26 protein-coding genes, 1 tRNA gene and 1 pseudogene are annotated in these 26,236 nt (G+C 65.0%); 16 read left to right on the top strand and 12 right to left on the bottom strand.

Annotation, left to right across the window (positions count from 1 at the left end; all coding sequences use genetic code 11):
• Positions 1–3 precede the first annotated feature (3 nt).
• The gene (locus tag ACFVVI_RS20410) at positions 4–657 is read right to left on the bottom strand and encodes a TetR/AcrR family transcriptional regulator (RefSeq protein WP_378631736.1); all 654 of its coding nucleotides are present in this window, start codon (positions 655–657) and stop codon (positions 4–6) included.
• Positions 658–814: 157 nt separating this feature from the next.
• Complete coding sequence (locus tag ACFVVI_RS20405; RefSeq protein WP_378990610.1) at positions 815–1,978, bottom strand: pyridoxal phosphate-dependent aminotransferase; 1,164 nt, start codon at positions 1,976–1,978, stop codon at positions 815–817.
• Between the two features lie 418 nt (positions 1,979–2,396).
• Between ACFVVI_RS20405 and ACFVVI_RS20400 the strand changes: the two genes are divergently transcribed.
• Entirely contained in the window at positions 2,397–3,305 is a 909-nt protein-coding gene (locus ACFVVI_RS20400) for a M23 family metallopeptidase (RefSeq protein WP_387446312.1), read from the top strand.
• Positions 3,306–4,366: 1,061 nt separating this feature from the next.
• Here the strand turns inward: ACFVVI_RS20400 and ACFVVI_RS20395 are convergent.
• Positions 4,367–4,560 (bottom strand): annotated as a pseudogene (locus ACFVVI_RS20395) (phosphoribosylglycinamide synthetase C domain-containing protein); the annotation flags it as partial.
• A 175-nt stretch (positions 4,561–4,735) separates the two neighbouring features.
• Here ACFVVI_RS20395 and ACFVVI_RS20390 point away from each other — a divergent pair.
• Positions 4,736–4,918 carry a YegP family protein gene (locus tag ACFVVI_RS20390; RefSeq protein WP_194825705.1) on the top strand — a complete coding sequence of 61 codons (183 nt, stop codon included), beginning with the start codon at positions 4,736–4,738 and terminating at the stop codon, positions 4,916–4,918.
• Positions 4,919–5,005: 87 nt separating this feature from the next.
• On the opposite strand, the gene purD is transcribed toward ACFVVI_RS20390, so the two are convergent.
• Positions 5,006–6,289, bottom strand: coding sequence for a phosphoribosylamine--glycine ligase (gene purD, locus ACFVVI_RS20385; protein WP_378990613.1), 1,284 nt, complete (start codon positions 6,287–6,289; stop codon positions 5,006–5,008).
• Between the two features lie 214 nt (positions 6,290–6,503).
• Here purD and ACFVVI_RS20380 point away from each other — a divergent pair, with 214 nt between their 5' ends.
• From ACFVVI_RS20380 to ACFVVI_RS20355, 6 genes are all read left to right on the top strand, one after another.
• Entirely contained in the window at positions 6,504–6,881 is a 378-nt protein-coding gene (locus ACFVVI_RS20380; protein ID WP_378966914.1) for a PH domain-containing protein, read from the top strand.
• A gap of 14 nt (positions 6,882–6,895) precedes the next feature.
• Positions 6,896–7,321, top strand: a complete 426-nt coding sequence (locus tag ACFVVI_RS20375) for an HIT family protein (RefSeq protein WP_387446309.1) — start codon at positions 6,896–6,898, stop codon at positions 7,319–7,321.
• An 81-nt stretch (positions 7,322–7,402) separates the two neighbouring features.
• Entirely contained in the window at positions 7,403–7,924 is a 522-nt protein-coding gene (locus ACFVVI_RS20370; protein WP_387446307.1) for a DUF3558 domain-containing protein, read from the top strand.
• A 30-nt stretch (positions 7,925–7,954) separates the two neighbouring features.
• Positions 7,955–8,347 (top strand): hypothetical protein, encoded by a 393-nt coding sequence (locus tag ACFVVI_RS20365; RefSeq protein WP_358180850.1) that lies wholly within the window; start codon positions 7,955–7,957, stop codon positions 8,345–8,347.
• Between the two features lie 17 nt (positions 8,348–8,364).
• Positions 8,365–9,738: a hypothetical protein gene (locus tag ACFVVI_RS20360; RefSeq protein WP_387446305.1), complete on the top strand. Its 1,374-nt coding sequence runs from the start codon at positions 8,365–8,367 to the stop codon at positions 9,736–9,738.
• On the top strand, positions 9,735–10,490 hold the full coding sequence (locus ACFVVI_RS20355; RefSeq protein WP_378990618.1) for an ESX secretion-associated protein EspG: 756 nt from the start codon (positions 9,735–9,737) through the stop codon (positions 10,488–10,490). Before ACFVVI_RS20360 ends, ACFVVI_RS20355 begins: the two co-directional genes overlap by 4 nt.
• A gap of 827 nt (positions 10,491–11,317) precedes the next feature.
• Here the strand turns inward: ACFVVI_RS20355 and ACFVVI_RS20350 are convergent.
• Complete coding sequence (locus ACFVVI_RS20350; RefSeq protein ID WP_387446548.1) at positions 11,318–12,103, bottom strand: hypothetical protein; 786 nt, start codon at positions 12,101–12,103, stop codon at positions 11,318–11,320.
• Between ACFVVI_RS20350 and ACFVVI_RS20345 the strand changes: the two genes are divergently transcribed.
• Together ACFVVI_RS20345 and ACFVVI_RS20340 are read left to right on the top strand one after the other, a co-directional pair.
• A complete protein-coding gene (locus ACFVVI_RS20345) occupies positions 12,000–15,443 on the top strand; it encodes an RHS repeat-associated core domain-containing protein (protein WP_387446538.1) in 3,444 nt (1,147 codons plus the stop codon). The two genes, ACFVVI_RS20350 and ACFVVI_RS20345, sit on opposite strands and share 104 nt — an antisense overlap.
• A 500-nt stretch (positions 15,444–15,943) precedes the next feature.
• Entirely contained in the window at positions 15,944–16,369 is a 426-nt protein-coding gene (locus ACFVVI_RS20340) for a hypothetical protein (RefSeq protein WP_378990619.1), read from the top strand.
• A 6-nt stretch (positions 16,370–16,375) separates the two neighbouring features.
• Here ACFVVI_RS20340 and ACFVVI_RS20335 read toward each other — a convergent pair whose 3' ends face one another.
• On the bottom strand, positions 16,376–16,573 hold the full coding sequence (locus ACFVVI_RS20335; protein ID WP_387446303.1) for a hypothetical protein: 198 nt from the start codon (positions 16,571–16,573) through the stop codon (positions 16,376–16,378).
• A gap of 6 nt (positions 16,574–16,579) precedes the next feature.
• Here ACFVVI_RS20335 and ACFVVI_RS20330 point away from each other — a divergent pair, with 6 nt between their 5' ends.
• A complete protein-coding gene (locus ACFVVI_RS20330) occupies positions 16,580–17,581 on the top strand; it encodes a 1-aminocyclopropane-1-carboxylate deaminase/D-cysteine desulfhydrase (RefSeq protein WP_387446301.1) in 1,002 nt (333 codons plus the stop codon).
• A 33-nt stretch (positions 17,582–17,614) separates the two neighbouring features.
• Here ACFVVI_RS20330 and ACFVVI_RS20325 read toward each other — a convergent pair whose 3' ends face one another.
• Together ACFVVI_RS20325 and ACFVVI_RS20320 are read right to left on the bottom strand one after the other, a co-directional pair.
• Positions 17,615–18,838, bottom strand: coding sequence for an RNA polymerase sigma factor (locus ACFVVI_RS20325; RefSeq protein ID WP_387446298.1), 1,224 nt, complete (start codon positions 18,836–18,838; stop codon positions 17,615–17,617).
• Positions 18,835–19,182: a YciI family protein gene (locus tag ACFVVI_RS20320; protein ID WP_387446296.1), complete on the bottom strand. Its 348-nt coding sequence runs from the start codon at positions 19,180–19,182 to the stop codon at positions 18,835–18,837. The genes ACFVVI_RS20325 and ACFVVI_RS20320 overlap by 4 nt, the downstream gene beginning before the upstream one ends.
• A 156-nt stretch (positions 19,183–19,338) precedes the next feature.
• Here ACFVVI_RS20320 and ACFVVI_RS20315 point away from each other — a divergent pair, with 156 nt between their 5' ends.
• The gene (locus ACFVVI_RS20315; RefSeq protein ID WP_387446294.1) at positions 19,339–19,701 is read left to right on the top strand and encodes an AbrB/MazE/SpoVT family DNA-binding domain-containing protein; all 363 of its coding nucleotides are present in this window, start codon (positions 19,339–19,341) and stop codon (positions 19,699–19,701) included.
• Between the two features lie 322 nt (positions 19,702–20,023).
• Here ACFVVI_RS20315 and ACFVVI_RS20310 read toward each other — a convergent pair whose 3' ends face one another.
• The 4 genes from ACFVVI_RS20310 to ACFVVI_RS20295 form a co-directional block, all read right to left on the bottom strand.
• Entirely contained in the window at positions 20,024–20,659 is a 636-nt protein-coding gene (locus ACFVVI_RS20310) for a LysE family translocator (RefSeq protein WP_387446292.1), read from the bottom strand.
• Positions 20,660–20,742: 83 nt separating this feature from the next.
• Positions 20,743–20,814 (bottom strand) — tRNA-Thr (locus tag ACFVVI_RS20305).
• 76 nt (positions 20,815–20,890) lie between these two features.
• Positions 20,891–21,127 (bottom strand): MbtH family protein, encoded by a 237-nt coding sequence (locus ACFVVI_RS20300; RefSeq protein ID WP_022565839.1) that lies wholly within the window; start codon positions 21,125–21,127, stop codon positions 20,891–20,893.
• Between the two features lie 130 nt (positions 21,128–21,257).
• On the bottom strand, positions 21,258–22,091 hold the full coding sequence (locus ACFVVI_RS20295) for an alpha/beta fold hydrolase (protein WP_387446289.1): 834 nt from the start codon (positions 22,089–22,091) through the stop codon (positions 21,258–21,260).
• A 174-nt stretch (positions 22,092–22,265) separates the two neighbouring features.
• On the opposite strand from ACFVVI_RS20295, the gene ACFVVI_RS20290 reads away from it, so the two are divergent.
• The 4 genes from ACFVVI_RS20290 to ACFVVI_RS20275 all read left to right on the top strand — a co-directional run bounded on the left by ACFVVI_RS20290 (position 22,266) and on the right by ACFVVI_RS20275 (position 26,228).
• Positions 22,266–22,424, top strand: coding sequence for a hypothetical protein (locus ACFVVI_RS20290; RefSeq protein WP_165610244.1), 159 nt, complete (start codon positions 22,266–22,268; stop codon positions 22,422–22,424).
• 44 nt (positions 22,425–22,468) lie between these two features.
• A complete protein-coding gene (locus ACFVVI_RS20285) occupies positions 22,469–23,998 on the top strand; it encodes a trehalose-6-phosphate synthase (RefSeq protein ID WP_378990802.1) in 1,530 nt (509 codons plus the stop codon).
• Between the two features lie 65 nt (positions 23,999–24,063).
• A complete protein-coding gene (locus ACFVVI_RS20280) occupies positions 24,064–24,777 on the top strand; it encodes a response regulator transcription factor (RefSeq protein ID WP_378990627.1) in 714 nt (237 codons plus the stop codon).
• A complete protein-coding gene (locus ACFVVI_RS20275; RefSeq protein ID WP_387446288.1) occupies positions 24,774–26,228 on the top strand; it encodes a sensor histidine kinase in 1,455 nt (484 codons plus the stop codon). Before ACFVVI_RS20280 ends, ACFVVI_RS20275 begins: the two co-directional genes overlap by 4 nt.
• Positions 26,229–26,236: the final 8 nt, after the last annotated feature.

Raw genomic sequence — 26,236 nt, 5'->3', positions numbered from 1 at the left:
CACTCAGTCTAATTGCCGCACCCGTTCGGCCTGCTGGGGCATCATGTTGGGGACCACGGGCGGGGCGACGATGTCGATCATTTCGAGCAGACCGGCCCTGGCGGGTCGGCGAGGTTCGGGGTGGCCTTCGATCAGCGCGGCGACCACCGCACCGTCGACGACGGCCACCAGCCTGCGTAACTGCTCGGGGCGCACCACTCGGTCGGAGCGGCGCAGCACGTCGGCGAGCAGTTCTTCGAGCTGGGTGCGTAGTCGGAGCTGGACCTCACGTAACTCGGGGTGACGGGCCGACGCCACGGACCGCTCGTAGCGGGCGATGAGCTGGCCGCGGGCGTCGAGGTCGCCGTCGTCGGGGCCGACGAGCACGTCGAGCACGAGCTCGACCGTCGCCTCGGTGCCGCGCCTGCGATGACTGACCTCACCGACCCGGCGGCGCATCGCGTCGAGTTCGATCGCGCCGCTGAACTCGACGGCGCGGGCGATCAGATCCTCCAGCGATTCGAAGTAGTAGGTGGTCGACGCGAGTGGAAGATCGGCTCGCGAGGCCACCGAACGATGTCGCACGGCGTCGAAGCCGCCTTCGAGCAACAGCTCAGCCGCCGCAGCCACCAGAGCCTGCCGACGTCGTTCGCCTTTCGGGGTCGTTGCGGTGGTCACCGTGCCAACGTGCCAGTCATCATCAGTTCAACCGTGCGCAATCGTCATCGGGGAAACACTGGGAATTCGGGATAACTGAGTTTTACCGTATCCCGGCACAGATGTGTTCGTACTACGCAAAGTTGTTGTCGCACATCACTGTTGACAAGTGTCCAGATCAGCCCTTCAGGAACCGTCCCAGACGCTCCAGTGCTGCGGCGATGTCGTCGGTGGCACCCGCGAAGGAAAAACGGACCGTGTGGTTTCCATTTGTGGTGTCGAAATCGAGTCCGGGCGCCAGCGCGACGCCGGTTTCGGTGAGCACCTCGGCACACCAGGCGCGCGAATTATCGGTCAAATGACCAATATCGGCGTAGGCGTAGAAGGCGCCGTCGGCGGGCGCGAGATCGGTGATTCCGATCGCGGGCAGACCTTCCAGGAGCAGCGCCCGGTTGCGCGCGTACCGGCGCACATGCCCGTCCAGCTCATCCTTGGCTTCCGGCCCGAAGGCGTGCACGGCCGCGTACTGGGAGATGGCGGGCGGGCACACCGTCATATTCGACGCCAGCCGCTGCAGCGCCGGGCGCAGGTCGGCCGGGGCCAGCATCCAGCCCAGCCGCCAGCCGGTCATCGAGAAGTACTTCGACACCGAACCGATCACCACCGACTCACGGGAGAACTCCCACGCCGAGGAGGTCGGTGTGCTCGCGCCCGCATAGGTGATGCCGTGATAGATCTCGTCGGAGATCAGCAGCGTGCCGTGCTGTTCGCACCAGCGGGCCAGCGCGGCGAGTTCGGCGGGGTCGATCATGGTGCCGGTCGGGTTGGCCGGGCTGGCCACCACCAGACCCTTCGGCGGCTCCGGCAGCGCTTCGAGCATCGCCACGGTCGGCTGGAATCTGGTCTGCGGGCCGCAGTCCAGTTCGACGACCTCGCAGCCGAGCGCGGACAGCGTGTTGCGGTAGGCGGGATAGCCCGGACGCGCCACCACCACCGTGTCGCCCACGTCGAAGGCGGCCAGGAAGATCAGCGTGAACGCGCCCGACGACCCGGTCGTCACCACCACCTCGTCCGGGTGCACGTCGTAGCCGTAGGTCTCGCTGTGGTGCCCCGCGATGGCCTCGCGCAGCGGCAGAATGCCGAATGTCTCGGTATAGCCCAGCAATTCGTGATCGATCGCCGCCCTGGTGGCCCGCAACACCGGCGCGGGCGCCTGCGTGGACGGCTGCCCCGCCGCGAGCACCAGCACATCGCCGTGCGACCTGGCGCGTTCAGCGGCCGCTTTCCACACATCCATGACGTAGAAAGGGGCGATGGCCGACCGGCGCGATTCTCTGGACACCCGAGAGACGGTAGAGCACCCGATTGCGGGCGTTCACAGATATGGTCGGCACAATGGCTCCGACAGCGAATACGCAGCCACCGACGCGACCTCTGTGGTCACGTCGGGGCCGGGGCGCGGGGGCGGGATGAAGCGGACAGGGACGGCACGGGACGTGCGGGCGGGCACCCCCGAGGAAAGCGTGGACACCGAATCCGGACAGCTCACCGCCGACATTCGCGCGTCCGGCGGGAACGCTGAATCGACAGCGGCGGGCGGGTCGGCGGGAGACACTGCGGCGGCGAGCGCGTCTAGCGGGTCAGCCGAGTCGACGCGATCGAGAACTGGTGCGAGCCGTCGGGCTGTCAGTGTCAATGGCCGTATCTTGCAGGCGAACTGGCGGGAGCAGTTGCCGTCGAAGGGAGCGGCGCGCGACCGTATGACGGAGTGGGCCGCACGGTACCCGGTGGTCGGGGAAATCGCCGGTGAGCTGCGTAGCGGTGAGATGCGCAAGGTCTTCTGGCGGCGGCCGAAGGCGCAAGCCGAAGACCTGTGGGCACGGCGGCCGAGTCGCGACCGGGTGCGTCAGGTGCTGGTCGAACGGCGCGTACTCATCGCCGCAATGGCCGCGGTGGCGGTGTTCGTGGCAGCGGACGGACAGTTCGGCGCCGTCCTCGACGGTGCCCCGCTCGCACCCGGCGAAGCGATCCACGTGGCCGTCGCCTATCCCCCGCAACTGCTCCCCAACCCACAGTCGGCGACCCGCATGCTCGCTGCCATCGACGCAGGTGAGAAGCGTCGCGAGGCACAAGTGGTCGCCGCGGCGGCCCGTTCCACGCTCGAACGCGCGAAAGCGGAGGCGGCGGCCGCGGCATCGGGTGAATGGCAGGACTGGATGGGCCAGCGCGCCCCGGTGGTTCCCGGCGCGATGGTGCCGGTGCCCGGCTCGACCCCGTCCGTCGGCGGGTTCAGCCTGCCCGCGAAGGGCGCGTTCACCTCCGGTTTCGGCTCCCGCTGGGGCACCATGCACCGCGGCATCGATATCGCGGGCCCCATCGGCAGCCCCATCTACGCCGTCGCCGACGGCACCGTGGTCGAGGCGGGCCCGGCGCAGGGCTTCGGCCTCTGGGTCCGCATCCGCCACGACGACGGCACCATCAGCATCTACGGCCACATGTACGACTTCTTCGTCTCCCAGGGCGAGCGCGTCCCCGCCGGAATGCAGATCGCGCGCATCGGCAACCGTGGCGATTCCACCGGCCCGCACCTGCATTTCGAAATCGTGCAAAACGGTCAGCATGTGGATCCACAGGCCTGGCTCGCTGTGCATGGATTGCGTCTCGACTGACCGCACAGCGGACACCTGCCCAGTCGATTCGAGCACCTCGCCAGCGTGCGTGAAGTGGGCTACTATTCCCCCGGGAGATCAAGGGGAGGTCCAATGTCTTTGCAGCGAAAATTAATTCGATCATGCCTGAAACATATAGGTGACTGGTCGCGACGAGCGTCACACGATCAAAACGCCATGGAGGCAATGTGAGCGACCTATCGGTCGACGTGTCCCGCCTGAATGGCTTCAAGTTGGATCTGCAAGAGATTGCGTCGAACTCATCACTACCTGGCACTACGGGACGTTTCGCAGAACTCGTTTCGCCGTTCGAAAAATTTCGGTCTGCCCATTCTACGGCTTTGCAAAGTGACGCTTCGACGATAACGGTCTCGGCCAGAGTTTGAGTACTGCGGACACCACATACAAAACCAGCGCCATCATGGTTGCGATTCGGGAAAGACTGCGAATTCCCGGTTCACTGATGGTCTGGGTACTCGGGCTGTCAGTACTCGTGGGGTCCGGGTGTGCAGATCCAAGCTCCCGAGAATCGGGGACAGTCCAGGAGGCATCGATCAGTCCGGAACTGATTGCGGAAGCGGCGAAGTATGGAGACTGGGTACTTCCAGCGGACGGAAACGTGTTGCTCGTCAGGAAATTGGAGCAGCCGCGGGCGGATGTGAAATACAATCTAGTCGTCGAGACATCACCTGATGGATTGGCGGCGATGTTGGAGAATTCAAAGTTCGTCTCTCCATTCAAGGGCGGCCTTCCGCCATACCCAGAGCGAATAATCGCCGGACCCGACCTTGTCACTTCGCCGAGCGTTCGGAGATCGCAAGATACATTTAGGTCCGAAAAAGGTGACGGCATGATTCGCGATGTCATGGTGGATGAGCGCTCCGCCGACCTGCGAATAGTTCACATCGAGTTTCGCGGTCAATGAGCTACCGGCTCGTCTGTGCCGGACGGGTTTTTCGAGTATTCGTTGCGCGCGGTCGATCGCAGCTATACAACCGAGTTGCACCGCGTTGGGACCGATGACTCCCAACCCGGGCGACTACGCCTGGCCGTCACCAGAGCTACGAATTATCCTCTGGCACAACAACTTCAGTCGCACCGATATCGGTCCGGAAATGACTGCCGGGGAGCTTGATGCCCGCAAGCCGTGCGTAGCCCGTTCCCGTGCCTGCGCGAGATCCGCGCCGACGCCGACCACGTTGAGCACACGCACGCCCGCGCCTTGTCCGCGCTGATCCGTACCGGCGTGCAGCACCAGCGCACCCACCGCATTTCGAAATCGTGCAAAACGGTCAGCATGTGGATCCGCAGGCCTGGCTCGCTGTGCATGGATTGCGCCTCGATTGACATCGCGTCGAGACCACCGACATCACGGGAACGTTAATGTGAGACCTGTCGAGTGTTTTCCTCCGAACCGAAGCGAGGCAACCATGGCAGGCAAGTTCGAGGTATTCAAGGACAAGGCGGGAAAGTTCCGTTTCCACCTCAAGGCCGGCAACGGCGAAATCGTCCTCGAAAGTCAGGGATACGAAAGCAAGGAAGGCGCCAAGAAGGGGATCGCCTCCATCCAGACGAATGCTCCGAACGCCCAGGTCCTCGACCTCACCGCCTGATCGGCGCAGCCGCGCAACGTGCTGCGCCACCGTTTCCCGCTCGATCGTGATCAGCGGTCGCGCACCGCTGATCACCGATCGCGCGAATTACCCCGCGACGCTGTTGCGTTCCGGGACAACAACTTCGGTCGCGCCGATATCAGTCCGGAAATGACTGCCGGTGAGCTTGATTCCCGCGAGTCGCGCGTAGGCCCGCTCCCGCGCCTGCGCGAGGTCCGCACCGACACCGACCACGTTCAGCACACGCCCGCCCGCCGACACCAGCGCCTTGTCGGCGCGCTGATCCGTACCGGCGTGCAGCACCAGCGTTTCGCCCTCCAGCGCGCCGTCATCGGCACCGGTGATCACATCGCCGGTGCGCGGTCGCGCCGGGTAGTTCTCGGCGGCGAGCACGACGGTGATCGCGGAACCGTCTTTCCAGCGCGGTGCGTCGACCTCGGCGAGGCGCCCGGTCGCGGTGGCGTGCAGCAGTTCGGCGAACGGGCTGTCCAGCAGCGCGAGCACCGCCTGGGTCTCGGGATCACCGAAGCGGCAATTGAATTCGACGACAGCCGGGCCGTTCGTACCGATCGCCAGACCCGCGTACAGCAGGCCGGAGAACGAGCTGCCCCGCGCGACCAGCTCGGCGGCGACGGGCTTCACCACGTCGTCAACGATCTCGTTCAGCGTCTCCGCGGGCAGCCACGGCAGCGGCGTGTAAGCGCCCATGCCGCCGGTGTTCGGGCCGGAATCGCCGTCGCCGACCCGCTTGTGGTCCTGTGCGGGCAGCAGCGGGATCACGGTCTCACCGTCGACCAGACAGAACAGCGACACCTCCGGACCGTCGAGGAACGACTCCAGCAGCACCGGATGTCCCTGCTCGAGCAGTTCGGCGCCGTGATCGCGGGCCGCGCGCCGGTCGGCGGTCACCACCACGCCCTTGCCCGCGGCGAGCCCGTCGTCCTTGACCACCCAGGTCGGGCCGAAGCGGTCGAGCGCCGCGTCCAGCTCGGCCGGGCTGTCGACGATCTCGCTGTGCGCGGTGCGCACCCCGGCCACCGCCATCACATCTTTCGCGAACGCCTTCGACCCCTCGATCCGCGCCGCGTCGGCCGACGGGCCGAACACGGGGAATCCGGCCGCGCGCACGACGTCGGCGACGCCGAGCACCAGCGGCACCTCGGGGCCGATCACCACCAGGTCGGCGGCCACTTCACCGGCCAGCGCGGCGACGTCGTCGGCGGAGCAGGGATCGACCGGGCGTAGCTCGGCGTGCTGGCCGATGCCGGGGTTGCCCGGGGCAGCGATCACCGCCGTCACGGACGGATCCCGGCGCAGCGCCAGGACGAGGGCATGTTCACGGGCTCCGGAACCGATGACGAGTACGCGCACGGCCTTAGATTAGTCGCGTACTTCGCGCGTACTTCGCACGCCCCGTTCCGATACAAGGTCCGCGATCGGGTAGCGCGATCGTCACCCCCGCGAGGGCGCTTCGGGCCGGCGATCGGGCTGTCGCGATGCGGCTCGGCCCTCGCGGCTCGGGTTCGATTGCGCCACAATGGGACCAGGCGTGGCGCGGCAGCCGCCACCGAAACGGGGGAATGCCATGGGCCTGCTCGACGGGATGATGGGCAATGCCGGTCGCATAGATCCGGCCGCCGCCCAGCAGGAATACGCGAAGCTGTTCGGGCAGGGCGAGCAGGTGTATGCCGCGTTCATCCTGGTCCGCGACGCGATGCTGTTCACCAATCGCCGCCTGATCATGGTCGACAAACAGGGCGTCACCGGCCGCAAGGTCAGCTATCACAGCATCCCCTACCGGTCGATCAGCCACTTCGCCGTCGAAACCGCGGGCACCTTCGACCTCGACGCGGAGCTCTACATCTGGATCGGCAGCGGCGACGAGCCGGTCAAGCAGCGTTTCAACCGTCAGGTCGACATCTACGAGGTGCAGGGCATCCTGTCGCATTTCGTGTCGATCTAGCTACGCTCACCGGTATGGCATCCGTCTTCAGCACGATCATCGCAGGTCAGATCCCCGGCCGCTTCGTCTGGGAAGACGACGAGTTCGTCGGCTTCCTCACCATCGGCCCCGTCACCCAGGGCCACACCCTCGTCGTCCCGCGCGCGGAGATCGACCAGTGGCAAGACGTGGATCCCGCCGTGATGGCCCGGATGATGGGCGTGGCCCAGAAGATCGGCCAGGCCGTTCGCGTCGCCTTCGACGCCCCCCGCGCCGGCCTGCTCATCGCCGGCCTCGAGGTCCCCCACCTGCACACCCACGTCTTCCCCGCCTACACCATGGGCGACTTCGACATCTCGGGCGCGAACACCGACCCCACCCCCGAATCCCTCGACGAAGCCCAGACCAAGATCAAGGCCGCCCTCCGCGACCTCGGCCACGGAGCGAACGTCCCAGCCTGAGTTCTGCCCTGGATGGAACCGAAACGACCGGGCGCGCGTCTAAGACATCGAGTGGTCGTTGTGTGCGAAAGAGGAGAGACGATGCGAGTGGTTGGCTTTGCCGCCGGGGTGTGCGCTGTAGTGGCGCTCGCCGGATGTTCCACAGCGGTCGACGGGCAGCCTGAGGCCAGCGGGGCTCCGCTGACCAAGGAGCAGCTGTTCGATCCGTGTGCTGTGTCGGACAGTGTGTTGCAGGCGGCGGGGGCCGATCCTGCAACGAAGGACGACAACCCTTTCTCGTCGCCGCGTGCTGATTGGAAGGGGTGCGGCTGGCGAGCTGGGGATTTCTTCATCGATCTTTTCTCGACTACATACACCATGGACAAGTTTCGCGAGAACAGACTCCTCCATGATTTCCAAGACGTCACGATAGAAGGCCGAAAAGGTGTGCAGTACCTCATCGGGGAAGCCACACCGCCCGAGGAATGCGGACTTGCCTTCGAATCCAGCCAGGGGACAATAACTCTGCAATCCAGTAAGGCTTCGAGCAGTAAGTCGACGAAAGACCCGTGCGCAGTGGTAAACAGTGCAGCACCACATTTTGTCGCGATACTTCCAAAATAATACTGGCAGACACCTAGAGAGCTTGCACCGATGGCAGATACAAATGAAACCGCCAAGGAGTTCCAGAGACTGGCAGGGGAGGCGTCCGCGGGCCGTCTGATAATCGAAGACCAGGCAGCCGATCGATGCGCGGCCCGGTGTGATGAGTACATCACAGAGCTCGACCTTCTGACCCGACGCGCCCAGCGTATGGTATTCGTCGATTCTTTCGGCGATCTGGATTCGGCGATCAAGCTCGGCGACAAGTTCTTCCAGCTCGCGCAGGGCGGCGCAGGAAGTGGCTCATACACCGAGGCTATCGCGAAGCACCAAGAAATTCTCACCGCGATGGCCGACATGTACCGCAAAGCCGGCGCCGCATACAGAGCCTGCGACGAAGCCACCCAGCTGGCCATCAAGCAGCAGACCAACAAACTCGACTAATCCAAAGGGGGGACAATATGTCATTCGGAGAATTCCTGACCGGCCTATCAAATCCGAGCACTTTCGTCAGTACGGTCGCCAACCGCGTAGGTTCGCTGTTCGACTCTGATATTGAGCCTGCGCAATCCGAACTGGACGCACAGGCGGACGGAAATAGAGAACGCACGCAGATCTATGGCGACAACAAGGCGCTGGCCTCCGGATTCTCGGGTGAGTACACACCCCAAGTGGTCCCGCCGGTGATGGAATCATTCGTCGACATGGAGCACTCCCGCATCACGAAGTTTGTCGGATCGATCGACATACCCAAAATGAGCGAGAGCATTACTGGTTGGACAACTCTCGCGGATGACACGAAGGCCAAGGCAACAACCTTCCGCGACAACATCCACAACGAAATGGAGCGCGGATGGTCGGGCAGCGCCGCGACGCAGGCCCTCTCCAGCACCAACAGCTACCTCACCGAAATCGACAAGGTCGAGCAGGCCGCACGGTTGATCGGCAACAAGATGGCCGAAGCTCGTTCGGGCTTCCAGCAGGTAAAGTACTCGGTTCCCCATGAGTCGGATAACCAGAGCAGCACTGTAGCGGGAGTGGTCGCTACCGTGCTTTCCAACGCGGTTGTGCCCGGGCTCGGCTCCACCACCGCCTTGGTCATGGACAGCACCAGCGCAGGCCGTTCCGAAGCCGCCCAGGCCGCAGCCCGCGAAGTGATGACGACCGTCTACAAGCCGGTTGCCGAACAGTCCGACACGCAGGTCCCGAAGATCCCGACGCCGGCGAAACCCCAGTCCGACAAGCCGACCGGCGACACCACCAAGGACAAGCCGACCGGCACCACCACCGACAAGCCCACCGGCACCACCACCAAGCCGAGCACCGACGACACCACCCCGTCCACCACGGAGCCGGAAACCCCCACCACCACCGACCCTGGTGACGACGACACCGACGACAGCACCACTGACGACACCACCGGCGACGAGACCACCGCGGCCACGACAACTCCGGAAACCCCCACCACCACTACCCCGTCAGGCACCAGCCCTGGCACGACTCCGGCCGGCACGTCCCCCGGCGGACTCGGCTCCGGCGGCGGAGCAGGCGCTGGCGCGGGTGCCGGAGCAGGCGCGGGCACACCCGGCGCGGCAGTCCCCGGTACCGCCGGTCAGAAGCAGGGCGCCGGTGCGGGCACGGGCACGGGTTCCGGTGCGTCGTCGGGCCGCTCGGGTATGTCCGGCATGGGCGGAATGGGCGCCCCCGGCGCGCGCGGCGGCGGCAAGGACGACGAGAACGAGCACCAGGCCCCCGACTACTTGCGCGGCGTCCACGAAGAACTACTCGGCCCCGAACGCCTGCACGTCCCGCCGGTGATCGGCGGCGACGCATGACCGACACCTGGGAGCTGACCCCGTTCGAGTTCTGGGTCGCCTGGGAAACGCTCGGCCGCGACCGTATGCCCTGGCCCCTCACCTTCACGGCAGGTGTCGAAACGCAGGTCGAGTTCGACCGGGAATGCCGTCGTGCCGCGGATTCGCTGATCGCCAAAATGGGCACCGACGAATCGCTGTACCACGCCTTGCACGCCCTCGCGCACCCCGAAATCCGGGTGGAACTGTTCGGGCACCGCTTCGACGGCCGCACCCGGATGGTCCGCGCCTGCGCGACCACCGAGGCGAGCAACGGCGTAGTCGCCGCCCAGCTCCCCGGTCCCGAATACGGCCAGGGCGGCAACATCCTGATCACCCTGCGCCCGGCCCACGCCATCGTCACCCGCCTGCTGTCCATCCTCCCGAAAACTCCCGCGGGCACCACCGGCGGCTTCAACGTCCACCGCGACGACTTCACCACCACCCCCGACCCCTACGCCCGCCACCGCACCCCCGCCGAACAAGCCCTCAAATTCCTCAAACGCCCCTTCACCACCTACGCGGAATTCCGCGTAGCAACCGGCCCGGCCCTGGACGGCTGGCAAGAAGGCGGCACCACCCTCCAACTGGTCGACTACACCGACGACGGCCGCTACCTCATCCAAGAAGGCGAACGAGTAGAAGTAACCCCCACCACCCCCGACCGAATCGAAGCCCACCTCCATCACCTGATCGAGAAAGCCACGGCCGGCACCCGCCAATCAGCCTGGTAATCAACACAACCAGGCCCTGTGGCCGGTCATCCCATGGCAATTCCGTATGGGTCTGGCGATCTACGGGATTTCCATGCTGTAGCGATGCCATCGCATGGCACTCCGCTACGCCTGTAGACGCAACGGAGTGCCCTTGCGGTTCCATCGATTTCACCACCGGTACCAGCCCTCGGGATTCCAGTACGCTCATCCCTTGGCACTGCGTGCCGCAGGGTCATGGCGACCGGTTCGGACCGGGCCGATCAAGTTCGACACCGCAGGTCGCGGGCAGGGTTGCCCGCTGAGCAGGGGTGGCATCACACCAGGGGGTGGGACACTGAATATGACAAGAGCAGGCGGAGAACTCAGCTCGAACATGTCTGCGGTCACGGACGCGTTCACAATCCGTGACACCACCAACGCCACTGCGCTCAAGACCCAGCAGTCCGGTCTGTAATGGCCGCCAATCCCCTGATCGCGGCGAAGGAAGACACCACCGACTGGTCCACCGGGATCAGTTTGGTCAGCTCGGTCACCGACCTGTCCGACGCGATCTCGGGCGGTTCCTGGATCGAAGTAGGTCTGGGTGTCGTCGGTCTCGGCGCCGAAGCGGTTTCGTTGGTCGTGGACCCACTCGGGACATTGGCCGGGTACGGCGTCGGCTGGCTGATCGAACACTGCCAACCATTGCAAGACGCCCTGGATTGGATCGCCGGTGACCCCGCGCAGATCGAGGCTTATGCCAAGACCTGGGACAACGTCGCCGCCCGGATCAGCGAGGTAGCGACCGCCCAAAACGCCGCGGTTACAGCCGATGTCGCGGACTGGACCGGTCAAACCGCCACCGCCTACAAATCCGCAGCGTCCAACACCACGAACCTGCTCACCGCGGCCAACACCGCAGCGACCGCAGCAGCCTCGGCGATCCGGATGGCGGGTGGGATCGTGGCCGCGGTCCGCGAAACTGTGCGTGACCTGGTCGCCCAAACTGTCGGTCGTCTCGCGGTGTGGGCGGCGGAGTTGGTGTTCTCGGTCGGGTTGGCGACTCCGTTGGTCGCGGTCCAGGCGACTGCGTATATCGCGAAGACTGTGGCGACGATTTCGAAGTTGTTTTCGAAGTTGGCCAAGACGATGTCGAAGCTGAAGCCGTTGCTCAAGCAGTTGAAGTCGGCGTTCGGTGATATCGCGAAGGCATTCAAGAAGACCCCGTCCAAGACCTCGAAGAACGCTGACACCACCACGAGTCCTGCGGCGACGAAGAACACTGACACCTCGACAACACCGGCGACGACGAAACAGCCTGACACGCCCACGAATCCGTCGAGTACACCCGACACACCGTCCAAAACCACCGACAACCCAGACACCCCGGGCAGCACGAAACCCGCGAACACTCCAAGCGATACCAGCAAGCTTCCCGACCAAACCGATTCGCAGAAACCCGACCTCAACAAAACCGCGAAACAAACCACCGACTGCGGTGACCCGGTCGACGTCGCGACCGGCGAATTCCTGCTCCCCGCAACCGATATCGAACTCCCCGGCGTACTGACACTGATGTTGACCCGCCGGCACCGCTCGTCGTATCGCTTCGGCCGATGGTTCGGGCCTTCCTGGGCCGCGACCCTGGACATGCGCGTCGAAGTCGACCAGGTCGGAGTCCGGTTCGTCGGACCCGACGGTGAGCTGTGGCAGTTCCCCCACACCGCCCCCGACGTCCCAGTCCGGCCGGTCCACCAGGGCACCCGCGCGACCATGACCCGCACCGAAACCGGCGGATACTCAGTCCACGACCCAGACCGCGAACTCACCTACATATTCCGACCGACCGTGGCGGACGGGCCCGAAACCGCACTCGGCACCTATCCGATCACCGAGATCACCGACCACCACCACAACCGAATCACCTTCCACTACACCAGCACCGGCCAACCCACCGAAGTCGCCCACACCGGCGGATACCGCGTCCGCATCGACACCACCGACGACCGCGTCACCGGCCTGACCGTGCTCGGCACCACCCCCACCGGCGAGCCGCTGGAAACGACTGTTCGCGAGTTCGGTTATACAGCAGGTGATCTCACCACGGTCACCAACGGTGTCGGCGCGACCACGACCTTCGCCTACGACAACGAACACCGGATGCTGTCGTGGCGCGATTCCCGCGGCACAGAAATGCGCAACACCTACGACCGATCCGGACGGGTCATCGAACAGGTCGGCACCGACAACATCCTGTCGGCGACTTTCACGTATGAGGCGATTGCCGACTTCCGCCGCTCGCGCACTCATCATACGAACTCCCTCGGCGCCACCACCACCTTCGAGTTCGACGAAGACCTCTGCCTACGCAACCTGATCGACCCACGCGGCGCGACATCGATGACCGACTACAACGAGTACCGCCAACCGGTCCGCCACGTCGACGCCTACGCCAACACCACCGTCTACCTCTACAACCCCGACGGCGACCTGGTCCTGGTCCGGCGCCCCGACCAACAAACCATCAGCATCAGCTACGCCGCACCACGGCGTCCGGCCACGATCACCGACGTCGACGGCACCACCACCACCCGCACCTACGACGACCATGGCAACCTCACCAGCGTCACGGATGCGGACGGTGTCACCACTGCTTACACCCATCATCGGTGCGGTGCACCGGCCTCGGTCACGCTTTCGACCGGTGCCACCACCGGAATCGACGTCGACGACGCCGGCCTACCGATCCGGATCGTCGAACCCGGCAACGCCGTCACTGTCGTCGAACGCGACATGTTCGGTCGACCGGTCACGATCACAGATCCCCTCGGCTACACGAGCATCAACCGATACTCGGTCGAGGGAAAGCGGCTGTCACGTACCGATGCTGATGGCACTGTCCAGTCGTGGACCTATGACGGTGAAGCGAACCTGCTCACCCACACCAACCAAGTCGGTGCGATCACCCGCTACACATACGGCACTTTCGATCTGGTAGCCACCCGCGAAACCGCCGATGGTGCGGTTACCTCCTACACCCACGACACCGAACGTCGGCTCACCTCGGTCACCAACCCACTCGGTGATACCTGGACCTACGAATACGACCCGGCTGGAAATGTCTGCACCGAAACCGATTTCAACGGCTCAGTCATTTGCACCGACTACGACCTCCTCAACCGGCCCAGCATCATTACCACACCCACCGGTGTCCAACGCCGCCTCACCTTCGACATCCTGGGCCGGTTCACCGGTGTCAGCACAGACACCGGTGAATGGATCACCAACACTTACACCCCGACCGGGCAACTCGCGACCGCCCGAAACGGGATCCATGCTGACGTGGTCCATTCGGTCACCTTCGCCCACACTCCAGCGGGCCGAGTCCTGACCCAGCACGTCGACGGAAGACCTGTCACCTACGACTACGACGAACACGGCCGCCGCATCGGATACTCGACTCCCAGCGGCGCGTCGACCAAATATGAACGCACCCCGACCGGGCGAATCTCCGCACTAACTACTAACGGGCACCGATTCGACTTCACCCACGACTCGATCGGACGCCAGAACAGCTGGCACAGTGCCGGTATCGGACAACACAACATCTATAGCGCGTCTGGCCAGACCGTCAGCCGTGAACTCGTCCGACTCGACCCGCGCACCAGCACCCCCACCCGACTCCTCGAACGCGACGAATATGCTTGGCGCCCCGACGGTTACATCACCAGCCACACCACCACGTCACCCACCACCAGTCGTCGCCGCGACTACACCCTCGACGCCCTCGGCCGAATCACTCACATCGCCGCCCCAAGCGACGGTGTCACCGAGCAGTACAGCTACGACGCCCTGTCGAACCTCACTACGGCCGAGATTCCCTCATCACCAGCACCATCTGATCCTGTCCCGCCCGACAACAACCCATCCGAACCTGCAACTGATCCGCGGTTCGAATACCGCAACAACCTCCTTATCCGAGCCGGTCGCATCCGCTACCACTACGACACCGCCGGCCGCCTCATCCGTACAGAAAAGACCCGGATCTCCCGCAAACCCGCCATCTGGCACTACCGCTACAACGCCTTCGATCAGCTCACCGAAGTCACCACCCCCGACAACGACACCTGGACCTACACCTACGACCCCTTCGGCCGCCGAACCACCAAACGTCACCGATCGAGCGAAACCCGCTTCTCCTGGGAGGGAATCCATCTCGCCGAACAAACCACCACTACCGCAAATTCTGGCGCCCAAACCCACACCTGGGCCAACCATCCCATCACTCATGTCCCCCTCACACAATCGGTCGACGACCAATTCTGGGCAATCGTCACCAACCTCCAGGGCGCCCCAATTCACCTCGCCGACCCCACCACCGGCGAAATCGCCTCAACAGCCACCACTACCCTCTGGGGTCAGACTATCTGGACGGGCACCACTACGCCCCACCGATTCCAAGGCCAACAACACGATCCTGAAACCGGCCTCCACTACAACCACCACCGTTACTACGACCCAGAAACCGGTCGCTATCTCACCCAAGATCCACTCGGGCTCGCACCCGCGCCTAACCCGGCGACGTATCCACGGAATCCGACGCGTTGGTCGGACTCCCTAGGGCTCGCGCCTGACTGCGATGGCGGAATTGCTCTAGGCTTCAGCGAAATCGATGGCGACCCGATGGCTCTCCAGGATTTTGCCAGTTCGGTCGGGGCGCGGTCGTATCATGACTGGCCTTCGCAGGGCGATGATTGGGTCAATGAATTTCAAAATTTTGTACAAGATCCAGATACTCCTGTCCATTTCAACCTCGACGGACTCGATGACCAAGAGTGGATCACTTCAGCTGGACGAGCAAGAGGAACTGACCCAATTTTCGACGGCCATGTAACCCCCTGGGAATTGTCGTATATCATGGATAATCGCAGCTCGTTGTCGAACGTGTTCTTCTATCGAAACGGAAGTCGGTATGACAACCCCTTCACCTGATCGCGAGTATACGAGAATTGATGGCGATCTTCCGATCCACTTTGGATTCAAGTTCAGGCCGTGGCGCTACAACCTTTCTCTGTCGGAATTGGAGCTACGCAGTTTCGACAGGTCTCCGGATCCGACTTTTGTATCTATTAGATTCTTCAGCGTATTTGCTTTGAAAATGAAGACGTTGTTCAACACTATGACGATCGACCTGGCCGACCGATCTCAGTCCCTGGAGATACTCCAGATTTCGGAGGTGGATGAATCTAAATGGGGTCGAATCAAGTGCCTGGCGTTGAAATCTGGCGATGTGGACAGTTTGGTTGCATGCACCAGTTATTCTATTCGACTTTACCCTCATGGATTTCCGTCGGCCAGCACGGTTACCCGGAATCCGAGCGAGTAAGGGGGAACGACAGTACGGTTCGGCGCCGGGGGCGAGCGACACTTGCTCTTTCGCCCAGGAAACGATGTACTGGGCTCCGGTTCGTTCCTATCGGAAGGTTTCGCAGATGCGTTTGACCGTTGGACTCACCACCGTCGTTGCGATATCCCTACTCGGGGCAGGCACAGCGTCGGCGGAGGTACGCGAGGCGAAGATTCAGTGCCTCGGTTCGAACGCGAACTTCCACCTGTACCCGTTCTATCTGTCGCTGGTGGCGACCTCATCGGACGACCGACCCGGCACCATTTCGATTCAGCCCCGCGGCGATTCGAACTTCGGCCCCTTCGGCTATCACGCGACCGTGAACTGGACCAATCTCGACACCGGCGAATCCGGCGTCGTCGCCCAGGACGGCACCGTCGGCGCCGACATGCCGAGCTTCGACGTGAACACCGGCTGGGGCACCGTCCGCCTGACCGGTGCGGTAGGCACCTCCGGTCTGTCCGCGGGCCAGACCATGCAGTGCTCCGGCGCAGACCTCTACGTGTCGTAGCGCTCGTCAGCCCGGCGGATCATCGAGCGGCACCGTCGTTCGCGCCACGGGCAGCAGGATTTCGTAGCGAGCCGGTCGCTCGGTCACGGCATGGACGGCGGCGATTTCGGTGAGCGCGCGGAGCGGATTCGATACGGTAGGCAGTATCGAATCCGAGGAGGAAAATGTGCCGCGCCCACGGATCGGCGACTGGTTCCGCGACACCGGCCGATGAATACTCCGCTTCTGCACCAACGCTTTCCACGTCTGCGCGAATCCCTGCCGCATATCGGACTGAGCTCCGGCCCGACACCGGTCCGTAGGCTCGATGCGCTGCCTACCGGTGGCGCGCCGGTCTGGCTCAAGGACGACGGCGCGTTCGGTGACGGCGGGTGGGGTGGCAACAAAGTCCGCAAGCTGGAATGGATCCTGCCCGACGCGCACCGGCGCGGCTCCCGGACCATCCTGACCGTCGGCGGACTGGGGACGAACTGGGGACTGGCCGTCGCCCTGTACGCACGCGATCACGGGCTCGGCACCGCGCTCGCCCTCGTCGACCAGCCCGTGGACGAGCACGTTCGTGCCCAGTTGAGCCGACTCGAGAACTGTGGCGCCGCGCTGTATTTCACGCATTCGAAGACGCGGACCATCCTCACCGCACCGATGCTGCTCGCCCGGCACACCAGTGGGTGGCATCTGCCCTACTTCCTGCCGCCCGGCGGGTCCTCGCCGGTCGGTGTCCTCGGCTACGTCGAGGCCGCGCTCGAACTGGCCGGACAAGTAGACCGCGGCGAGCTACCCGAGCCCACCCACCTCGTGACCGCCGTCGGATCCGGCGGCACGATCGCGGGGCTGCAGCTCGGATTGCGGATGGCGGGCTTGACGACCCGGGCAGTCGGTGTCGTCGTCAACGACACGCTGCGGTTGGACCCGGCGACGATCACCCGGCTCGCCCGCCGTACCGCGCGCCTGCTGCGTCAGCGAGGCGCGGACCTGTCCGATCTCGAACCGCGAGTCGAGGACATCGATATCGTCACCTACTGGCTCGGCAGCGGCTACGGCCACCCGACGTCGGAAGGCGAACGCGCCCAAACCTTGTCAGGCGACCGCGAGCACCTGCACCTCGAACCGGTCTACACCGCCAAGGCCATGGCGGCGCTGCTGGCGATGAACGAGCAGGGCGCATTCGGCGACGGCCCGGTCCTCTACCTCAACACGAACGGGCCGCGCTGACCAAGCGAGTCCATACCGGAAGTCACAGCAGTTCTACACAAGATGCTCACGCCTCCTGCTCAGGTACGCGCGCTCGGCGGGGTTCTGCGTGGCGCCAATCGCGGCGTCGTAGGCCGATCTCGCCTCGGCGCTGCGCCCCAACCGGCGGAGCAGGTCGGCGCGGGCGGCGTACCAGGCATGATAGCCGTCGAGTGGCAGTGAATCTATCTGTGCCAGCGCCACATTGGGGCCGTCCAGTTCGGCGATGGCGACGGCTCGGTTGAGGGCGACGATCGCGGTCGGGGTGACGGTGTAGAGCTGGTCGTAGAGGGCGACGATCTGGTTCCAGTCGGTGTCGCGGGGGTCGGCCGCGTCGGTGTGGACCGCGTTGATCGCCGCCATGATCTGATAGCGACCAGGTGGGTCGCCGCCTGCCGCGACTCGGCGCAGGCATTCGCGTACCAGCGCGTGCCCCTCGGCGATGAGGGGGTGGTCCCAGCCGCCGCGGTCCTGCTCATCGAGCGTCACCAGCTCCCCGCCCGCGAAACGTGCCGCGCTGCGGGCGTCGATGAGCAACATCAGCGCGAGCAACCCGGCAACCTCGCCGTCCTCAGGCAGCAGATCGCGCATGATGCGGCCGAGCCGAACGGCCTCGGCCGTCAGGTCGGCCCGAACAGATTGCGCGCCTGCCAGATACCCCTCGTTGAAGATGAGGTAGATGACCTCGAGCACACCGCCGAGCCGATCGGTGACGTCATCGCGATCGGGCACGCGGAACGGGATGTGCGCGGCTTTGATCTTGGCCTTGGCGCGGGTGATGCGTTGCGCCATGGTCGTTTCGGCAACGAGAAACGCACGAGCGATCTCGCCGACGGTGAGCCCGCCGAGCAGGCGCAGTGTCAGCGCGACTCGCGCCTCCGGCGCCAATGCCGGATGGCAACAAGTGAAGACGAGCCGGAGACGGTCGTCGTTGATCGGTCCGGTCGGTTCGTGCGGTGTGTGATCGTCGATGATCATGGCTGCCTGGTGTTTCGCGTCGCGCAGTGATTCACGGCGGATCCGGTCGATCGCGCGGTTGCCCGCGGTCTTCGTCAGCCAGCCGCCCGGGTTGGGCGGTATGCCGTCGACCGGCCACCGTTCGATGGCGGTGAGCAAAGCCTCGCCCGCGGCGTCCTCGGCGATGTCGAGATCGCCGAACCGTCTAGCGAGCGAGGCGACCACCCGGCCGTACTCCTCGCGATAGATCCGATCGATCCGGGCGCGAGTGTCGTCGCTCATGCGCCGTCGAACGTCCTGATCTCGATCTTCTGCTCGCAGACCTTCGACGCCCTGGCGGCGATCTTCAGCGCGGCATCGAGGTCGGGCGCCTCCACGACCCAGAACCCGCCGAGGCATTCCTTGGTCTCGGCATACGGCCCGTCGGTGACAACCACGTCAGCACCGGTGTTGTCGACCGTGGTGGCCTCATCGATCCGTCCGAGCCCACCCGCGAAGACCCACGCCCCTTCGGCCCTGAGCTCGTCGTTGAACCTCCCCGTCGCCTCGTACTGCGGCTGCGCCTCCTCCTGCGGAATGTCATAAACACTCGGCTCGACAACAACGGAAAGCAGGTACTGAGTCATGGCGATTTCCCTTCCTCGGTGGCTGCCGGTCGGCCGCCTCTACCCACACCACGAACGGACCGACCCGGATACGACAACTCTCGACGAGATTCCTCGATTTTCTCCGAAACAGGCGCATCGATCCACGAGGCACTTGCGACCTTCTGAATAGTAGCTTTGCTGCTTGACGGCTTTACTGCTCGATGGGATATTGCGGCGATGGGCAATTTTCGCGGATATGCGGCAATCCAGGGACGTGGCACGGTCGCGCTGCCCGCTGAGCTTCGGAAGAAGTACCGGCTGGACGAGCCAGGTGCGCAGCTGGAGATCACCGAACGCGAAGACGGCGTGATCGAGCTTCGGCCCACATTGCCGGTCCCAGTCGATGAGATCTGGTTCTGGAGCGAGGGCCACCAGGCAGCTGAACGCGAGGCCGAAGCCGATGTCGAAGCTGGGCGACACAGCACTTTCGACAACGCCGAATCGTTCTTGGCGCACCTCGACACTCTGGCGTCGGGGCCCAGCGAGGCGGTGGAGTGAAATACCGGACGCTTGCATCGTTCGATCGAGACTTGCGACGTCTGCCCGCTGAACATCAACGCATGTTTCAGCAAGCCCTACGCTCACACTTCCTGCCGGCCATCGACGCCGGAGCGTTCGCGGGCTCACCACCTTGGCCGACACGCCTGCGGATTCACAAACTGAGCAACTGCGAGGTCTACTCACTCACGTGGAATTTCACCTCAGCGGACGGTAGGGCCACGTTCCACCTGGAGAAGACGAACGAGAGCGAGCCGATCCTGGTCTGGCGACGAATCGGCGACCACGGAATCTACGACCGCCCATAACGCCACCGCACCGGTCAGTTGGCCCCGGAGAACGCCACGCTGCTGCCCACTCCGATGATCATCGCCCCACCCACGCTGCCGACCGCCTCGAGTCGGCGCGGAGATCGCGCGAACCACGTCCGCACGGTGCCCGCTAGCAAGGCCCAAGCACTGTCCGAAGCCATCTGAATCACGAGGAAGATCGCCCCGAGCACCAGCAGTTGGGCGGGCAGTGCGCCCGCCTCCGGCACCGTGAACTGCGGCAGGACCGCACCGAAGAACACCATCGTCTTGGGGTTGGTCGCGCCGACAACGAAGCCCTGCCACAGCACCCGCCGACCGGTGGTGTTCGGCACCTCCGCTTCGAGCGCTGTCACCAATTTCTTCCGATCCCGAATCGTCACGACGCCCAAGTAGACGAGGTAACCGGCGCCGGCGACCTTCACGATCAGGAACAGCGCGGACGAAGCCATCAACACCGCCCCCAACCCGAAGGCCACCGCGACCAGTGGAACCCCCGAGCCGGCCACCGCGCCGATCACCGACAGAATCGCCTGCCTGCGCCCCAGGGTGAGTGCCCGCCCGATAGCGAACAGCACATTCGGACCCGGAATCACGATGATGACGAACGCGGCAACCACGAATGCCGCCGCATGAGACAGCGGAACCATCCACCGACCCTAACCGGCCACTGCCACAATGGTCACGAGACGAAAAAGGACCTGACCTGCTTTCACAGGTCAGGTCCTTGTCGAGCCCCCTGTCAGGATTGAACTGACGACCTTCGCTTTACAAGAGCGGTGCTCTACCACTGAGCTAAGGAGGCGGGTGGTGCGCGACTATCTTAGCCGCGCACGCCAACCGCGCGACACCGGATGGGTGTCACGCGGTGGCGGAGGAGATCAGGACTGGGCGCGGGCTGCGTCGTCGGCGGCCATCGCGTCACGCAGGCTCTTGGGCCGCATGTCGGTCCAGTTCTTCTCGACGTACTCGACGCACGCTGCCCGGCTTTCTTCGCCGAACACGACACGCCAGCCCGCCGGGACCTCCGCGAACGCGGGCCACAGGGAGTGCTGCTCTTCATCGTTGACCAGAACGAAGAAGCGGCCGTCCTCGTCGTCGAAGGGGTTGGTGCTCATTTCACCTCACTGGATACTGGCGCTGTGTACAGGATCACTGCGCGGCCGCGAAGCCACGAGCGTTGTGTCGACCCTAGCAAGGCATACGTTACTGGTAGGGAGTTACCCGATGCTGCCCCGGTCACGGCGGTCAGGCGGCGAAGAAGTCGAGCAAGATCTTGTTGATCGCCTCGGGTTGCTCCAGGTAGCCGTAGTGACCGGTATCCGGGACCTCCTGGTAGCGGGCGCCGGGAATGGCCTCGGCGACCTCACGCGAGAGGTACGGCGGAATCATCCGATCATCGGCGAACCCAATTGCCAAGCAGGGCACCGTAATCGAACGATACGCGGCGACCCGATCGAATTCGTGATCCATCGCTCGCTGGGCCCGGACACCGGCCGAGGGCGTCCCCACGCTGAACTCGAACAGATCGAGCCAGTCGCGCGCGGAGTTGGTGTCGGCCATCGTCGCGGGCGACAGATTCATCACCGCGCTCAACGCCGCCTCGAATTTCGCGGGGAGCTTCACCGCCGAGGCGTCGAGCTCCTGCTCACCCGCCGACAACGTCTTCTGGAACTGATCCAGCCTGCCGTGTCCGGCCATGAACACGGCCTTGCGCACCAGATCGGGCCGGGCAAGCGCCAGCTCCTGCGCCACCCGCGCACCCATCGACGTGCCCGCGACCAGCGCGGGGCCTTCGTCGAGGAACTCGATGAGCGCGGCGGTATCGGCGACCAACTCCTCGATCCGCATCCCGCCCGGGGCCTCGAACGACGGCGCGATCCCACGGTTGTCGAACACGCAGACCCGGTAACCGGCCGCGACCAGCGCGGGAACCTGATGCAGCTCCCACACCCGGCCCGGCGAGCCCGTTCCCATGATCAACACCACCAGCGGACCACCGCCCTTGACGTCGGTGCCCTTGGTACGGTCGCCCTTGACCTGATAGTTCAGTGCGATGCCGTTCACCGTGGCAAGTGGCATGAAAGAAACCTCTCTGCGGGGTCGATCGTGTACTGCCCCACGGTAACGGGACCGCCACGACACGGCACCGGGGCGGGGTGTTACGCGTCGCTACTTCATCGGCCGTGCGCCGGCGCCCGATAGTATTGATCACTCGCAGGTAGAGCGCAGGGAAACCGGGAGGACGAACCCATTATGGCCGCGAAGAGCACCGCCAACGACATCGCCGACGACGAACTCGAGCCGCTTGCCGACGAGACCGCCCGCCAGGCACAGAAGGTCGTCGCGGCACACGCCGAAGACGCCGACGAATGCCGCATGCTGCTGTCGATGCTCGGCATCGCCCCCGCCTGACACAGCGCACCCCTGCGACGCATAAGGATGCGTGAGTGGACCAAATGATCGATCAACCGTCCAACGACCGTCCGTCCGAAAACAGTGAAACCCTCGTGCCGAACGGCGCTGGTTCGGGATTCGTTGTCGTCGCCAACCGGCTCCCGGTCGACCTCGAGCGCCTGCCCGACGGCACCACCAGGTGGAAGCGCAGCCCCGGCGGGCTGGTGACCGCGCTGGAACCGGTGCTGCGCAGCAACAAAGGCGCCTGGGTCGGCTGGGCAGGTGTGCCCGATGTCGAGGTCGAGCCGATCATCGAAGACGGGCTCGAGCTGTATCCGGTGCCGCTCACGGCGCAGGAGGTGGAGGACTACTACGAGGGGTTCTCCAACGGCACGCTCTGGCCGCTGTACCACGACGTGATCGTGCGCCCGGTGTACGACAGGGCGTGGTGGGCGGCCTATGTCGAGGTCAACCGGCGCTTCGCCGAGGAGACCGCGAAGGTGGCCGCCGAGGGCGCCACCGTGTGGGTGCAGGACTACCAGCTGCAGCTGGTTCCCAAGATGCTGCGCATGCTGCGCCCCGATCTGACCATCGGCTTCTTCCTGCACATCCCGTTCCCGCCGGTCGAACTGTTCATGCAGATGCCGTGGCGCACCGAGATCGTCGAGGGCCTCCTCGGCGCAGACCTGATCGGCTTCCACCTGCCCGGCGGCGCGCAGAACTTCCTCTACCTGGCCCGCAGACTGGCCGGCCAGCCCACCTCCCGCGGCACGATCGGGGTTCGCTCGAAACTGGGTGTCGTGCAGGTCGGTTTCCGCACGGTGCGCGTCGGCGCGTTCCCCATCTCGATCGATTCGGCCGAACTCGACGAGTCGTCGCGGCGTCGTTCGGTGCGCGAGCGAGCCGCGAAAATCCGTGCGGAGCTGGGCAATCCCAAGAACATCATGCTCGGCGTCGACCGCCTCGACTACACCAAGGGCATCGACATCCGGCTCAACGCGCTCCAGGAACTCCTCGAGGAGGGCCGCGTCGACCCGACCGAGACGGTGATGGTGCAGCTGGCCACCCCCAGCCGCGAACGCGTGCAGAGCTACATCAAGATGCGCGGCGACATCGAACGTCAGGTGGGCCGGATCAACGGTGAATTCGCCCGTGTCGGCTACCCGGTCGTGCACTACCTGCACCGCCCGATCCCCCGCGACGAGTTGATCGCTTTCTTCATCGCCGCCGACGCCATGCTGGTGACGCCCCTGCGCGACGGCATGAACCTGGTGGCGAAGGAGTACGTGGCCTGCCACAGCGACCTCAACGGCGCCCTGGTGCTGAGCGAGTTCACCGGCGCCGCGGCCGAGCTGCGTCAGTCCTACCTGTGCAACCCGCACGACCTGGACAGCGTGAAGGACGCGATCATCGGCGCCCTCGACGACGATCGCGACACCAAGCGCCGCCGGATGCGGTCCCTGCGTCGCCAGGTGCTCACCCACGATGTCGAACGCTGGGCGCGCGCGTTCCTCGACGCGCTGTCGCAGGGCAATGTGGCGGGTTCGGCGCTGATGAGCGACGAGCAGACCTACCCCGCCGACCAACGCTAGCGGCACACAGCGACCTCACAGCGTCGGTCCAGCCACTTCCCAGCGGGGTGGTGGAGCATAGGGGCATGAGTGGTGTGCCTGATGTGCCCGAGGCGCGGGTACTCGTCGTCGACGACGAGCCGATGATCGTCGAGCTGCTGGCGGTGAGCCTGCGCTACCAGGGGTTCGAGGTGGCGACGGCGGCCGACGGCGCCGAGGCACTGGATCGGGCGCGCACGTTCCGCCCGCAGGCGCTGATCGTCGACGTGATGATGCCCGGCATGGACGGCTTCGGCCTGCTGCGCCGGTTGCGCGCCGACGGGATCGACGCGCCGGTGCTGTTCCTGACCGCGCGCGACGAGGTGGACGACAAGATCACCGGGCTCACCCTCGGCGCCGACGACTACGTCACCAAGCCGTTCAGCCTGGAGGAGGTGGTGGCGCGGCTGCGGGTGATCCTGCGCCGCGCCGGCCACGCCGAACCCGAGAAGGCGAGCACCCGGTTGCGCTTCGCCGATATCGAACTCGACGACGACACGCACGAGGTGTGGAAGGCGGGCGAGCCGGTGGCCTTGTCCCCCACCGAGTTCACGCTGTTGCGCTATTTCATGGTGAACGCGGGCAGCGTGCTGAGCAAGCCCCGGATCCTGGATCACGTGTGGCGCTACGACTTCGGCGGTGAGGTGGGCGTGGTGGAGACCTACGTGTCCTACCTGCGCAAGAAGGTCGATACCGGCGAGCAGCGGCTGATCCACACGCTGCGCGGTGTCGGCTATGTGATGCGTGAGCCGACGCGGTGAGCAGACTTCCCCTGCGGGTGACGCTGGTGTTGATGCTGGTCGCGCTGGCCGGATTCGGTTTGGTCGCTTCGAGTTTCGTAGTGACCAAGGCGATGGAGAACTCGCTGCAGAACCGCACCGATCAGCAGTTGCAGGACGCGGCGATGGAGTGGGAGCGGCGGGTGGGGCTGCCCGCACCGAATCTGCCGCCGCCCTCCTCGGAATCCGGACAGCCGCCCGGGCGATATTTCGTGACGGCCGAGAGCACGGACGGCACCCGAAAAGTGCGCCTCGACAACGTCTTCGGTACCGATTCCCAGCCCGACCTACCCGATCCGCCCGCGCTACAGCCGATTACGGTCGGCTCGACGGACGATTCGGGCGATCAGTGGCGGGTGCTCACTGTCAACGGTCATCGCGCCACGGCGACGGTCGCGTGGCCGCTGGCCGAGAACATCGAGACGGTGCGCAATCTCGTTGTGCTGCAGTTGATCGTCGGCGCGATCGTGCTGATCGCGCTGGCCATCGCGGCCTATTTCGTGGTGCGCGGCAGTCTGCGACCGCTGCACCGGGTCGAGGCGACAGCGGCGGCGATCGCGGGGGGCGAACTGCATCATCGAATCCCGGTGCACGGCAACGTCACCGAGGTCGATCGTCTGTCACAGTCTTTGAACAGCATGCTGACCCAGATCCAGCAGGCCTTCGCCGCCACCGAGGCCTCCGAGACCGCCGCGCGCGTTTCCGAGGCGAAGATGCGCCGTTTCGTCGCCGACGCCAGTCACGAACTGCGCACCCCGCTCACCACGATCCGCGGCTTCGCCGAGCTGTACCGTCAGGGCGCGACCACCGACCCCGCGATGTTCATGAACCGCATCGAACACGAGGCACAGCGCATGGGCCTGCTGGTCGAAGACCTGCTCATGCTCGCCCGCCTCGATGCCCAGCGGCCCGTGGAACTGGGCCCGGTGGACCTGCTGGCCGTGGCAGGCGACGCGGTGCACAGCGCCCGCGCGGTCGAAGCCGCCGCGGGCCGACACCACCCGATCACCCTCGACATCGCCGAAGGCACCGGCACCCTGGAAGTCCGCGGCGACGAACACCGCCTGCGCCAGGTCCTCACCAACCTCCTCGACAACGCCCGCACCCACACCCCCGACGGCACCTCGATCACCGTCCGCCTGACCCCGGCCACCGACGAGGTCGGCCTCGAGGTCGTCGACACCGGCCCCGGCCTCACCACCGAAGACGCGAACCACGTCTTCGAACGCTTCTACCGTGCGGATATCTCCCGTACGCGCCGCGGCACGAGCGACAGCAACGCCACCATGACGAGCGGCAGCGGACTCGGCCTGTCGATCGTGGCGGCACTCGTCGCGGCCCACGGCGGCACCGTTCAGGTCGAGGCGACTCCGGGTGGCGGCGCGACCTTCGCCGTACGGCTGCCACGCGGCGACCAGGCCGGCTCAGCGTGAGCACCGAG

Source organism: Nocardia sp. NPDC058114 (genome assembly GCF_042884695.1).
GTDB lineage: Bacteria > Actinomycetota > Actinomycetes > Mycobacteriales > Mycobacteriaceae > Nocardia.
Note: the sequence above shows the minus strand (reverse complement) of the source record. Positions and strands in the feature narration are given on the sequence as shown.